Raw genomic sequence first — 12,241 nt, forward strand, 5'->3', positions numbered from 1 at the left:
CTTAGTTTGTCTTTCTGCTTGGAACGAAAGGTAAAGGTGCGACAGGCACCCCGTCATCGATCAGGGCCTGCGCCTCTTCAGGCCTAGCCTCACCGTAGATCGCGCGCTCTGGCGCATCGCCGAGGTGAATCTTGCGGGCTTCACGGGCGAAGTCCTTGCCGACATAATCCGAGTTTTCTTCGACTTTACGACGCAATTCCGCCAGCGCCTTTTCAAGGTCCGGGGGCGGTGCGGCCACATCTATGGTTTCAGCTTCCTGCGGCTTCGCCTGAACACGCGCCTCGACGCTGCGGGCAGGACGCACACGTGGTGTCATGATCGCCTTTTCAACGTCTGCACAGCCGCAAACTGTGCATGTCACCATGCCAGCAGATGCCAGTTTGTCGTAGGCGGCAGCAGATTGAAACCAACTGTCAAATGTATGGCCATTACTGCATTTAAGGGCGTATTGAATCATGGTCCGTCCAAAATCGGTCGCCAATTAGATACCGAGGGACTCGGCAAGATCAAGCCCCTCAAAGGGCATCTCAGTGCCTAACAGGCTCAAGTTTTCGCAACAATACCGCCAGTTCCCGGGAATTGACCATCAGTGCGGCTTTCTTCGGCGTAAACCACTTTCTGTGCCGCTGTTGGTATTCGGGAAACCGTGTGGAAAGTGACGTCGCCAATAGCGGGAACACGTCCACGGCGCACAGCACCAAACCCTTTTTTCGATGACGCTTTTGGTAGAAAAAGCGCCCCATCGAGCGCGCATCGCATTTGCCACGAATACCCGCCTCTTCCCACGCCTCTTGCACTGCAGTCTCTGACGGCGTCAAACCGTCGATCATCCATCCTTTGGGAATGATCCAGCGCCCCGATTTGCGGGTAGTGATCAACAACACCTCGGGTCGGCCCTTTTCGAACCGATAGCACAAGGCGGCCGACTGCTGCAGCACCGGCAATTGCCGGACTTTCTGCGAAACATATGGCGATAACCTTGCGTCTTTCACGCTGCGCCGCCTTTCAGATGGAACTCTTGCCTGTTGCCCGCATTATTTTCGCTTATTTAGCGGGGCTTCAGATCATGCGTACCACATAAGGCGTTTTTCTCCAAGCCCTTGAAGCAGGTCTACATTCTGGAACTTAGTTTGCGAACCAATTCCTCATGCGGAATATCGGCATCAACAGCCAACCGCCGCAACCCAAAATGCACACGAGCGATCTGCTGGTAATACCGCGTGTAGACATAGTTTGTGCCGCCCCCGGCGATTGCGCCCAACACGGGCACCGACTGCGCCGCCAGCTTTTGCCCCAGCACCACTGACAGACGTGGAGCAACCGCCGCGATCAGCCGCTGCATGGCCGGGCCTGTTAATGTCAGGCGAACCGAGAAAAAGCCCATATCTGCCCCGTCATCATTGGACAATGGACCTGCGGCAGACAGCACGCGCACGCAATCGAATTTCACACCCTCTTCCGACGGATCAAATCCTTCGCGCGCTGCCGCGCCTTGTATCGAGCGTAAAAGCATCGCCGTTGTGGCTGGCAGTTCCATCAAAGCAGTAGACACGCCGCCCAGCCCCCCAGCAGCACCCATGGCTGTGGTCAGAGCGGTATTCACCCAAGGTCGCTGATCCGGCACGGCTCGGCGCGACCCTTCTGCCGCGTGCATGGCAAGCCACAAGGCCTGTTCGGTCGCACCCGTCAGACCCTGCCTGATCGGCTCGGGCAATTGTTCTAGCAAAGATTCTGCCGACCCACCCAAACTGTTCAGAAGTTTGACACCCGGCCCACCCGCAGACCGGTAACACGCGGCCAACCGGTCCAATTCGGCCTCAGCATCCAGTTTTTCGACAAGAACCACGTCCTGCATTGATACCCTCCTGCCCTAAAGACATCGGGTTTTTTGGCTCCGGTTTCAATAGTTCAGCGGGTCCACCGGGTAACTGGCCCGCTCACCCCGTCCCAGACGCCAGGAGACAATTCCAGCCCGAGGACCCTGTCAGGGTTGGTTGGAGGCGGCATTTCGATCCCGCTCAGACGCGAAAACCCGAACCGCGCGTAATAAGGTGCGTCGCCCACCAACATCACGCGATTCCAGCCTCGCGCGCGCCCGGCCTGAACTCCTTCGTGGATCAGGAACCCGCCCAACCCCTCGCCCTGATGCGTTGGGTGCACAGCCACCGGCCCCAATAGCAACGCATCATATTCTCCCACATGCACCGGCCAGAATCTGATCGCGCCTGCCAGAATGCCCTGTCCGTCGCGCGCAACTAAAGACAGGCCCGAAACAGGCGGCACATCATCCCGCAATCGGTACGAGGACAGAGCCTCGCGCCCGGGCGCAAAGCATAGATCATAGAGGGCTTCGACCTCCCACCAATCGTCCGGCTCTTCCGGCCTGATCCCGAACTGCTGCACCTCGACCCTCTTTTCCTCGCTGGCATTCGCCCTAGCACTTCGGTACGCCTTGGGCAAACGCTTGGAGATCAGATGTTCTATCGCCCCGAAGAAGGCCACGGCCTGCCGCACAACCCGTTCAACGCGATCATTACCCCTCGTCCGATCGGCTGGATTTCTACGCGCAGTTTGGACGGTATAAACAATCTGGCTCCTTATTCCTTTTTTAACGGGGTCGCGTACACACCGCCGCAGGTCATGTTTGCGTCGACAGGAACGAAGGACGATCAGAACGGCGGAAAAGACAGTGTCGCAAACATCGAGGCAACCGGAGTATTTTGCGTGAACGTGGTTGCCCATGCGCATCGGGACGCAATGAATGCCAGTTCAGCAGGTTTGGCCAAACATCACGACGAGTTCGAACACGCCGGCCTTACACCAGTTGAGTGCGAAACCATCCCCTGCGCCCGAGTTGACGGAGCCCCGGCAGCTCTGGAATGCAAGCTGACAAAGATTGTCTCGCTGCCGGGACAGGCTAATCGGGTCGTATTCGGAGAAGTCACCGGTATCCACTTACGAGACGACTGCCTGCGAGATGGTATTTTCGACGTGACGACGTTTCAACCACTGGCAAGACTGGGCTATCGGGACTACTCGGTTGTCACCGAACTATTCTCTCTGAGCCGACCTGACGACTGATGCAACTCCCTGATCCTCATCGCAGATACCCCGTTACCCTGCCCGATGGGACCGTTCACAAGGGCACGGTGTTTTTGTCCGAGGCAGTCGATCATCCACGCTTTGAGGCCGGGGCGTTCAGCTACGCATCAGACTTTGACCCGCCCGAGGATTGGGGGGCGCGGCTGGCTCCTTATCTGTTCCCGTTTTCAAAGGAAAAGCTGATCCTGGGCAAATTTTGCCAGATTGCTCATGGCGTTCGGTTCATTACTTCTTCGGCCAATCACGCGATGGCAGGTCTGACCTGTTTTCCTTTTCCTGTCTTCGATCCGGACAGAATGTCGGGATACCAACCCGACACGCGGGATACGATCATCGGGCATGACGTTTGGATCGGATATGGCGCATTGATCCTGCCCGGAGCACGGATCGGCAACGGATCAATCATTGGTGCCGGATCGGTTGTCCGAGGTGATATCCCACCTTATGCAATCGTCACGGGAAATCCCGCAGAGGTGCGGCGATACCGTTTTGAAGCGGATGTGATTGCCAGACTGGAGGCGCTTGGCTGGTGGGACTGGCCGCCACAAAAAGTTGGAGCCTCCGAAAGCGCCCTTCTATCCGGTGATATCGATAGCTTGGAACGTCTGGCACCAAATTGAACGGCGACCTTCGGGCCGCCGTTCCAACCTGTCAGTGGCCGCCAAGGATGCCGGTGCGGACAGAATAGTCCACGGCAAGTTGGTAGTCAGGATCATCATCGCTATCCACCATCAGATGGCCCGCCTTGTTCAACAGCTTATGGCAATCGCGGCTGAGGTGGCGCAACATGACTCGTTTGCCCGCGGCCTCGTATTTTGCGGCGATGTTTTCGATGGCTTGCAGCGCAGATTGGTCGACAACGCGACTTTCGGCAAAATCCACGATTACAGTTTCCGGGTCGTTCGGCACGTCAAACAGCTCAACAAACCCGTCGGATGAACCAAAGAAAAGCGGCCCTTGGATTTCGTAGACTTTCGCGCCCTTTTCAGTTTCGGAGTCGCGGGTGATCGCGTGGATGCGCTTGGCGTTGTTCCAAGCGTAGGCCAGCGCTGAAACGATTACGCCAACGACGACGGCAACCGCGAGGTCCTCCATCACGGTCACGACCGTCACCAGCACGATTACGAACGCGTCCATCAGAGGCACCTTGCGCATGATCTTGAACGAGTTCCAGGCGAACGTTCCGATCACGACCATGAACATCACTCCGACCAGAGCAGCCAGCGGGATTTGCTCGATCAGTGGCGAGGCGAACAGTATGAATACAAGAAGGAACAGCGCCGCAGCGATCCCAGCAATACGCGTGCGTCCGCCGGATTTCACGTTGATCATCGACTGCCCGATCATCGCACAACCGCCCATACCACCGAAGAATCCGGTGGCTACGTTGGCGACGCCCTGTGCGATACATTCCTGCGAAGCTCCGCCACGTTTGCCGGTGATTTCGCCCACAAGGTTCAGGGTCAGCAGGGATTCGATCAGGCCAATTGCGGCCAGAATGACCGCGTAGGGCAGAATGATCTCGAAGGTTTCCCAATTCAGCGGCACCATCGGAATGTGGAACGGCGGCAGGCCGCCTTCGATGGAAGCCAGATCGCCCACGCGCGGCACGTCAAGACCGAAGCCGATCACCAGCGCGGCCACGACAAAAATACCGGCAAGCGGTGCAGGGATGATACGTGTGATGCGCGGCATGACCCAAATTACGGCCATGGTCAGCGCAACCAGCCCCAACATTGTATAAAGCTGCAGACCCGAAAGCCACTCGCCCCCACCGACGCCGTGGCCCGTGTTTTCCATCGTGCCGGGCACCTTGAACTGGCCCAACTGCGCCAGAAAGATCACAATCGCCAGACCGTTCACAAAACCCAGCATCACTGGGTGCGGCACCAGACGGATAAAGCGGCCCCAGTGCATCGCCCCGGCGATTACTTGCAGAATACCCATCAAAACAACGGTGGCGAACAGGTATTCGACCCCGTGTTCGGCCACAAGCGCCACCATCACTACGGCCAATGCCCCAGTCGCGCCTGAAATCATGCCCGGACGACCGCCGATCAGCGCCGTGATCAGACCGACCATAAAGGCCGCGTAAAGGCCAACCAGCGGATGCACCCCGGCGACAAAAGCAAATGCTACAGCTTCGGGCACCAACGCCAACGCAACAGTAAGCCCTGACAACAGCTCAATCCGCAGGCGTGAGGCGGTCAGCCCTTCATCCGGCACCCAACGCAGATCGGGTTTGGCTATACGATTGGCAAAGCTTGCCAGCATGGCTCGGGGCATGGGGCGGTCCTGTGGGTCTGATTTGTTCGCGCGAAAGGGGCCTTTTAGCGGTCAAGCCCCAGCTGAGGTACCGCGTCCGGCGGGACCCTGATATGCGTCAGGCGCATACCGGGTCAGCTACCAACACAAACCGTTGAACCCACTTGCCAAATCACCCGGCGCCCCTCAGAAATTCTGCAACGGTTTTTTCACGCGGAGCGCTGCCATGACCCAGACCAAAATCGCCATCATCGGCGGATCAGGAATTTACGACATCGATGGGCTGGAGAACGCGGAATGGGTCACCGTGGAAACGCCCTGGGGTGATCCTTCGGATCAGATTCTGACCGGTGCATTGAACGGCGTTGGTATGGCGTTCCTGCCCCGTCATGGACGTGGGCATGTCCATTCGCCGACCGAAGTGCCTTATCGCGCCAATATCGACGCGCTGAAACGGCTGGGTGTGACAGACGTAATCTCGGTTTCAGCCTGCGGGTCGTTTCGAGAACATATGGCGCCCGGAGATTTTGTGATCGTCGATCAGTTCATTGACCGGACTTTTGCACGTGAGAAAAGCTTTTTCGGCACCGGGTGCGTCGCCCATGTCAGCGTCGCGCACCCGACCTGCCCGCGCCTGTCGGACGCTTGCGAAACTGCTGGCAAGGCCGCCGGCATCACCGTCCACCGGGGCGGCACCTATCTGGCGATGGAGGGGCCTCAGTTCTCGTCCTTGGCCGAATCCAAAATGTATCGCGAGCAGTGGGGCTGCGACGTAATTGGCATGACCAACATGCCCGAGGCGAAGCTCGCCCGCGAGGCCGAGCTTTGTTATGCCTCGATCGCCATGGTGACCGACTATGACAGTTGGCACCCGGATCATGGCGAGGTCGACGTGTCGGCCATCATCGCCACACTGACCGGCAACGCCGAAAAAGGCCGGGCGTTGGTAAAGGGCCTACCCGATCTGTTGGGCGCTGTACGCGAACCATGCCCGCATGGTTGCGATCGGGCGTTGGAATACGCGATCCTGACCGCACCCGAAAAGCGCGATCCGGCCCTATTGGCAAAGCTGGACGCGGTGGCTGGTCGGGTACTGTGACGACTCTATTGGCCCATGAATCTTTGGACCTCATCCCAGAGCCCATGCGACCATAGGTCGTTATGCGTTCCGTCTTGGATGACATGAAGCTGGGCAGCTCCATCCGACATTGCCGCCAGCGCTTCACCATGATGAAGCGGAACCGTCTCATCCTCGGTCCCGTGGAAAATCAACGTAGGCACGGTGATTTCGCCAATAAAGTTGCGGGTGGCGAACTGGTCGTTCATCAGGGCTGACACGGGCAACCACGGATAGCGTTCCGATGCGACATCCACGGTTGCTGTAAACGGTGCCTCGAGAACCAGAAGCTGCGCGTTCGGTCTTTGCTCGGCAATCGCCGCAGCGATACCCGTACCAAGGCTTTGCCCATGCAGGACAACATCTGCCCCATCAGCATCCAGACGGTCGAACATCTGAACCCCATCCGAAATCAGCGCCAGTTCCGAGGGTTCACCCTCGCTTCCCGGAAAACCACGATAACTGGGGGCGAATAGGCCAAAACCACTGTTGAGGATTTCCCGCATACGGTCGGCCCGGTCGCCCAGATTGCCACTTTGCCCGTGGAAAAACAGAACTGTCGGCGCCCCTTCAGTGGCAGGGGGCGCGGACCACGCTGTCAACACCACCCCGTCTGACATCGGCAGTGAGACCACATCGACGTCAGCCATCCCGACTGTTTTGGGGTCCGGCAACTCGCCAGAGGGTTTATACAGAAGCGTATCTTGTTTCGCGTACATGTAGCCGACGATTGCGGCATAAAGCACGACGGCAACCAGGGCCAGCAGACCCAAGCCCCGCTTCAGCCGCGCGGTTTTCGCAGCACCCGCAAGCGCCTCGCTATCAAAGGATTCTGTATGCGCCATCATAAGCTCCGACCCTGCGGCTTTTGTTCAGAGTTCGGTAAAGTCGTTCAAGCTTTCAAGACCGGAAAGCCCGCTTTAATGCAAACTTAAACTTTCGCGGATTCTATGGCAGCATTAGAAAATTGGGCCGTCTAGCACATACGAAACGCTTGACCTCAACACGTTACCAAGGCTTGGTGTCGTGAACACCTAGATAGGAAACACCATGTCCCTTGATCTTTGGCTGGCCTTCGTGGCTGCATCGACCGCACTGCTGCTGATCCCCGGCCCTACGGTTCTGCTGGTGCTTAGCTATGCCTTGTCCAAAGGTCGCAGCGTTGCCGTAGCTTCGGCCACCGGGGTTGCGGTGGGAGACCTCGTGGCGATGACGGCCTCATTGCTGGGTTTGGGTGCTTTGGTTCTGGCCTCTGCCACCTTGTTTTCCGTTCTGAAATGGGTGGGGGCAGCCTATCTGGTTTGGCTTGGCATCAAATTGCTGCGCAGCGCGCCCTCTGGCGGGTTGGAAACAGTGGATACCGGGCGCAATGTCACCCCGCACAGCGTCTTCGGGCATGCCGCCGCTGTCACCGCGCTGAACCCGAAATCCATTGCGTTCTTCATTGCATTCGTGCCCCAGTTTCTGCGCCCTGCTGACCCGCTGGGACCACAATTCGCTATCCTGATCGCAACTTTTGTCGGATTGGCGTGGCTAAATGCGTTGGCTTACGCGTTGCTGGCCGACAGATTGCGCCGCATGATCGGGCGCGCCGGAGTGATCACCGCGATGACCCGTTTCGGGGGCCTGGCACTGATCGGTATGGGGTTCGCAACCGCTATCCTGCGCCGCCCGGCCTAATGCCTTAGTCCTCGGCGTGTTCTTTCATGAAACCGCGAATAAACCGCCGGATTTCCCGCGCGGCTGAGGTGTCCAATTCCTTGCACAGTTCAACGAATGCGTCGCGTTCGTCCTTGTCCAGGCGCAGGACCAACTGACTGTTTTTCTTGGTAGACCCCTTACCGTCTTTCTTTGCCACGTGCCTTTTCCCCGTCCAACACTTGATTCTTTAAGCGATGCAATGTATATACATAGCATAGAGGTTGTAGTTATCGAGCACCTAACAATAAAAAAGGATTATGGCAATGAACCTTCATGCTGCTCAGGCATTTCTTTTGCGAGACCAACGCAACTGGCGTAAACCGCATCTGTCGTGGCTGCCCGCCGCGCTTTATCGCTATTACGGATTGCCGAAAGCCACTCCGCAGCGTCGCAACTAAAGTTGAGCCAATCTTCCCTTGCATGACTAACCCCGATGGGCCAAACAGCCCAGCGTGTTTTGACGCCAAAGGGGTTGGTCATGTCCAGAAACAAGTCGGTCAAGGATTACATCCGTACAATCGTTGATTTTCCGCATGAAGGGATCATGTTCCGGGACGTCACTACCCTGTTCGCCGACCCGCGCGGGTTTCGTATGGCTATTGACCAGATGCTCCACCCTTATGCGGGTGAGCAAATCGACAAGGTCGTCGGGCTTGAAGCGCGCGGCTTTATCCTCGGCGGCGCGATTGCGCACCAGTTGAGCGTTGGCTTTGTTCCGATCCGCAAAAAGGGCAAGCTGCCCGGAACCACCATCAGCCAAGATTACAAATTGGAATACGGCGAGGCCATCGTCGAAGTTCACGATGATGCCATTCAGCCGGGCGAGAAAATCCTCGTCGTCGACGACCTGCTGGCCACCGGAGGCACCGCGGCCGCCGGGATCAAGCTGATTGAACGGTTGGGCGGCGAAATCGTGTCGTGCTCTTTCATCATCGACCTACCTGAATTGGGCGGGCGCAAGGTGCTGGAAGAGATGGGCATGGACGTACACGTTCTGTGCGAATTCGAGGGGCTTTGAGGACCGCGCTATCACAAATTTGTGAGTGGAATTCCGCAACCACTCGGGCTTAGCGCGGCAATCCTTTTGTTCAACCCTATCGAATAGACATATTCGATGATCTTGTTGCGACGTCTGTCCGTAAACCCGTTGATGCCAAACGAGGCATTCCAACACGGGAATTGTATCATGTTTCGCAAATTCGCTCTTGCTGGCGCGACAAGCGCCCTTCTCGCCTCCACCGCGTTTGCAGATGGCCACTCTAAGGACATCGTCGACACCGCCGTCAATGCTGGCAGCTTTGAAACTCTCGTCGCCGCCGTACAGGCCGCCGAGTTGGTGGATACGCTGAAAGGCGAAGGCCCATTCACCGTATTCGCTCCTACTGATGAGGCGTTCGCGGCACTGCCCGAAGGCACGGTAGAAACGTTACTGAAGCCGGAAAACAAGGATCAACTGGTCGCGGTTCTGACCTATCACGTGGTGCCCGGAAAAGTGATGTCGGGCGATCTGTCCGACGACATGACCGCCGCCACGGTCCAGGGCGGAGATATCACCATAGATCTGGACAATGGCGTGATGGTGAATGACGCAACTGTTGTTCAGGCCGATATCGAAACCTCAAACGGCGTCATCCACGTGATCGATAAGGTCATCCTGCCTGAATCGTAACTGTACCGCCCCGGCCCGGGTGACGCCGGGCCGCGCCTATGACCTCAAAACTGCGCCTGGATTCATGATCCCCTGCGGGTCCAGCGCGGCTTTGATGGCGCGCATTGCAGACAGTTTTGCCGGATCTCCATAGCACTCAAGGTCTTCCGCTTTAAGGCGCCCTATGCCGTGCTCGGCACTGACCGAACCGCCAAAGGAGTGTACCAGATCATGGATCGCATCTTTAACTGCGTCCCTTTGCCCTTCAAATTCGGACCGATCACGCCCTTCCGGTGGGAACACGTTGTAGTGCAGATTTCCGTCGCCCAAATGCCCAAAGCAGTTGATACGAAACGGGCCAAGCGCCGCCACCACCTTGGGTCCGCGCTGAATGAACTCGGGAATCCGAGAAATCGGGATCGAGATATCGTGGCTTGAAACCGAACCGATTAGCCGATTGGCCTCGGGGATACGCTCGCGCACAGCCCAAAGCTCCATGCTTTGTGCTTCGCTCTGCGCGATGACCGCATCGCCGACCAGCCCCTCCTCGTCCGCCGCAGCGTAGAGCATTTCCAGAGCATCAGAGGGCGAACGCCCTGCGAACAGCCCGATTTCAATCAGAACACTCCATTCAGGTTGTGTATCAAAAGGTTGACGCACACTCGGCAGGGTTTCAGACAGGAACTGGAACCCCTGTTTGTGGATCAACTCGAACGTGCTGACCCCATCCCCAAGTTGATCCCGCACCAGCGCCAGCAACTCAATTGCGGCCTCGGGTGAGCTGACCTGCAGCATCGCCGTACCGACGGAGGCGGGCCTCGGAAATAACTTCAGCGAGGCCGCTGTGATGATCCCAAGTGTGCCCTCTGCCCCAATCAGCAGGTTGCGCAAATCATAACCCGTGTTGTCCTTGCGCAACCGACTAAGGCCATGCCAAATATCACCGTTCGGCAGAACCGCCTCCAGCCCGAGGCACAAATCCCGCGCGTTGCCATAGCGCAGAACATTCACTCCACCCGCATTCGTCGAGAGGTTGCCCCCGATCCGGCACGACCCCTGTGCCGCCAGCGCCAAAGGGAAAAGTCGGTTGGTGTCCTCTGCGGCGGTTTGCACATCAGCCAAAACGGCCCCCGCCTCGGCGATAAGAATATTCTCGGTCGGGTACACCGCCCGTATCGCCGTCATCCGCTCTAACGAGATCAACAGCGGCGCTGGCCCCTCAGACATGACTTGACCGCCCACCAGCCCCGTACCGCCGCCATAGGGAACCACCGGCACTCGGGCCTTTGATGACAACCGCACCAGCGTCGAAACCTCTTCAACCGTGCGCGGTAAGGCCAACAAACCCACATGTCCGGCCAGACGGCGGCGCGGCTCTTCCAAATAACGCTCGGCCACAGGGCGCAGAACATTTTCACCCAAGTCGGCGCAAATCTGTTGGGCAAGGGTGTCGTCAGCAGGGTTCAGAGTCATACCTCTTCCTTGCCCAAGCGGGCGTTCCACGACAACCCCTATTCCAATTCAATCAAATAGCGCGGTTCAAGCACAACTACCGTCGGCTTATCCGGCAAATCGCGCAAGGACACGACGATCTCGGACACACCTTTACGCTCAACAGGGAAATCATTGCGGATATCAACCAGAAACCGGTCCAGCGAAAAGCCTGAAAACCAATGCATCGGGATGATCACCGAACTTTTCAGCCGCTTCAAAACCGAGATCATGTCAGGCAACGGCATCGTGGTCCCTCCATCCACGGCCGCCATAACAACATCCAAACGCCCCAACGCTGCAATTTGTTCGTCCGATGGCACATGGTGCAAGTGCCCCAGATGGCCGATACACAGCCCTTCCACCTCGAACACAAAGATCGAGTTACCGCGTTCCTCGACCCCGCCATAGGGTGACCGGATATCGGTCGAGACATTGCGCACCAGCATCTCGCCCAAATCAAGATAATGCTCGATCCCCTGCCCGAACTCGCCCCACCCGGGCAGCACATGCGGAATGGCTGAGTCGGGATGTGCTGTCCAATGGGTGCTGTGGGCATGATTCATGGTGACCACATCGGGGATCAAATCTGCACCGCCAATGAAACCTGTGAAATCGGTTACCGCGTTCAACCCACCCTGGGTCTGGATCAGAAATGAGGCATGCGCAATGTAACTGATCCGCACCGAGAATTCGGGGATTGGGTCCGTCCAAGCCGCTTTGTGTACATACTCAATGCCCGGAGCCGCATCGGCGATGGCGATACAGTGGCTTGGCCGCCGCTCCTGCGCCGCAGCCCCACCCGAAATCACCATCAATGCCGCAACTATCCAGCGCATGAAGGAAGTGTAGCGCAGAACGCCGCCAAGTCATGCCCCTTGTTCATCTGGCCAAAAATACCTCGGGGGAGTCGCGGT

At 57.7% G+C, this 12,241-nt stretch carries 16 protein-coding genes; 7 read left to right on the forward strand and 9 right to left on the reverse strand.

Annotation, left to right across the window (positions count from 1 at the left end; translation table 11 throughout):
- Window position 1: 1 nt before the first annotated feature.
- The 4 genes from ACR0LN_RS06325 to ACR0LN_RS06340 all read right to left on the reverse strand — a co-directional run bounded on the left by ACR0LN_RS06325 (window position 2) and on the right by ACR0LN_RS06340 (window position 2,403).
- Window positions 2-457 carry a DUF1178 family protein gene (locus tag ACR0LN_RS06325; RefSeq protein ID WP_480428477.1) on the reverse strand — a complete coding sequence of 152 codons (456 nt, stop codon included), beginning with the start codon at window positions 455-457 and terminating at the stop codon, window positions 2-4.
- Between the two features lie 70 nt (window positions 458-527).
- On the reverse strand, window positions 528-992 hold the full coding sequence (locus tag ACR0LN_RS06330; protein ID WP_480428478.1) for an NUDIX hydrolase: 465 nt from the start codon (window positions 990-992) through the stop codon (window positions 528-530).
- Between the two features lie 119 nt (window positions 993-1,111).
- Entirely contained in the window at window positions 1,112-1,855 is a 744-nt protein-coding gene (locus ACR0LN_RS06335; protein ID WP_480428480.1) for an EcsC family protein, read from the reverse strand.
- Window positions 1,856-1,908: 53 nt separating this feature from the next.
- The gene (locus ACR0LN_RS06340; RefSeq protein ID WP_480428481.1) at window positions 1,909-2,403 is read right to left on the reverse strand and encodes a GNAT family N-acetyltransferase; all 495 of its coding nucleotides are present in this window, start codon (window positions 2,401-2,403) and stop codon (window positions 1,909-1,911) included.
- A gap of 72 nt (window positions 2,404-2,475) precedes the next feature.
- On the opposite strand from ACR0LN_RS06340, the gene ACR0LN_RS06345 reads away from it, so the two are divergent.
- Window positions 2,476-3,081 (forward strand): flavin reductase family protein, encoded by a 606-nt coding sequence (locus ACR0LN_RS06345; protein ID WP_480428482.1) that lies wholly within the window; start codon window positions 2,476-2,478, stop codon window positions 3,079-3,081.
- Window positions 3,081-3,722, forward strand: a complete 642-nt coding sequence (locus ACR0LN_RS06350; RefSeq protein ID WP_480428484.1) for a CatB-related O-acetyltransferase — start codon at window positions 3,081-3,083, stop codon at window positions 3,720-3,722. The genes ACR0LN_RS06345 and ACR0LN_RS06350 overlap by 1 nt, the downstream gene beginning before the upstream one ends.
- A 31-nt stretch (window positions 3,723-3,753) precedes the next feature.
- Here ACR0LN_RS06350 and ACR0LN_RS06355 read toward each other — a convergent pair whose 3' ends face one another.
- On the reverse strand, window positions 3,754-5,388 hold the full coding sequence (locus tag ACR0LN_RS06355; RefSeq protein WP_480428485.1) for a SulP family inorganic anion transporter: 1,635 nt from the start codon (window positions 5,386-5,388) through the stop codon (window positions 3,754-3,756).
- 205 nt (window positions 5,389-5,593) lie between these two features.
- Between ACR0LN_RS06355 and ACR0LN_RS06360 the strand changes: the two genes are divergently transcribed.
- The gene (locus ACR0LN_RS06360) at window positions 5,594-6,466 is read left to right on the forward strand and encodes an S-methyl-5'-thioadenosine phosphorylase (protein ID WP_480428486.1); all 873 of its coding nucleotides are present in this window, start codon (window positions 5,594-5,596) and stop codon (window positions 6,464-6,466) included.
- 5 nt (window positions 6,467-6,471) lie between these two features.
- Here ACR0LN_RS06360 and ACR0LN_RS06365 read toward each other — a convergent pair whose 3' ends face one another.
- Window positions 6,472-7,329 carry an alpha/beta hydrolase gene (locus tag ACR0LN_RS06365; protein ID WP_480428487.1) on the reverse strand — a complete coding sequence of 286 codons (858 nt, stop codon included), beginning with the start codon at window positions 7,327-7,329 and terminating at the stop codon, window positions 6,472-6,474.
- Between the two features lie 205 nt (window positions 7,330-7,534).
- On the opposite strand from ACR0LN_RS06365, the gene ACR0LN_RS06370 reads away from it, so the two are divergent.
- Window positions 7,535-8,164, forward strand: a complete 630-nt coding sequence (locus ACR0LN_RS06370; RefSeq protein ID WP_480428488.1) for a LysE family translocator — start codon at window positions 7,535-7,537, stop codon at window positions 8,162-8,164.
- A 4-nt stretch (window positions 8,165-8,168) separates the two neighbouring features.
- Here the strand turns inward: ACR0LN_RS06370 and ACR0LN_RS06375 are convergent, their stop codons facing one another.
- Window positions 8,169-8,342 (reverse strand): hypothetical protein, encoded by a 174-nt coding sequence (locus ACR0LN_RS06375; RefSeq protein WP_170384937.1) that lies wholly within the window; start codon window positions 8,340-8,342, stop codon window positions 8,169-8,171.
- A 106-nt stretch (window positions 8,343-8,448) separates the two neighbouring features.
- On the opposite strand from ACR0LN_RS06375, the gene ACR0LN_RS06380 reads away from it, so the two are divergent.
- The 3 genes from ACR0LN_RS06380 to ACR0LN_RS06390 all read left to right on the forward strand — a co-directional run bounded on the left by ACR0LN_RS06380 (window position 8,449) and on the right by ACR0LN_RS06390 (window position 9,854).
- Window positions 8,449-8,583 carry a hypothetical protein gene (locus ACR0LN_RS06380; RefSeq protein WP_480428489.1) on the forward strand — a complete coding sequence of 45 codons (135 nt, stop codon included), beginning with the start codon at window positions 8,449-8,451 and terminating at the stop codon, window positions 8,581-8,583.
- An 80-nt stretch (window positions 8,584-8,663) separates the two neighbouring features.
- The gene (locus ACR0LN_RS06385) at window positions 8,664-9,203 is read left to right on the forward strand and encodes an adenine phosphoribosyltransferase (protein ID WP_480428490.1); all 540 of its coding nucleotides are present in this window, start codon (window positions 8,664-8,666) and stop codon (window positions 9,201-9,203) included.
- Between the two features lie 168 nt (window positions 9,204-9,371).
- On the forward strand, window positions 9,372-9,854 hold the full coding sequence (locus ACR0LN_RS06390) for a fasciclin domain-containing protein (protein WP_480428491.1): 483 nt from the start codon (window positions 9,372-9,374) through the stop codon (window positions 9,852-9,854).
- 36 nt (window positions 9,855-9,890) lie between these two features.
- On the opposite strand, the gene ACR0LN_RS06395 is transcribed toward ACR0LN_RS06390, so the two are convergent.
- Complete coding sequence (locus tag ACR0LN_RS06395; RefSeq protein WP_480428492.1) at window positions 9,891-11,306, reverse strand: FAD-binding oxidoreductase; 1,416 nt, start codon at window positions 11,304-11,306, stop codon at window positions 9,891-9,893.
- Between the two features lie 38 nt (window positions 11,307-11,344).
- Window positions 11,345-12,163, reverse strand: coding sequence for an MBL fold metallo-hydrolase (locus ACR0LN_RS06400; RefSeq protein WP_480428493.1), 819 nt, complete (start codon window positions 12,161-12,163; stop codon window positions 11,345-11,347).
- Window positions 12,164-12,241: the final 78 nt, after the last annotated feature.

This window comes from Ruegeria sp. AA6 (assembly GCF_056542865.1).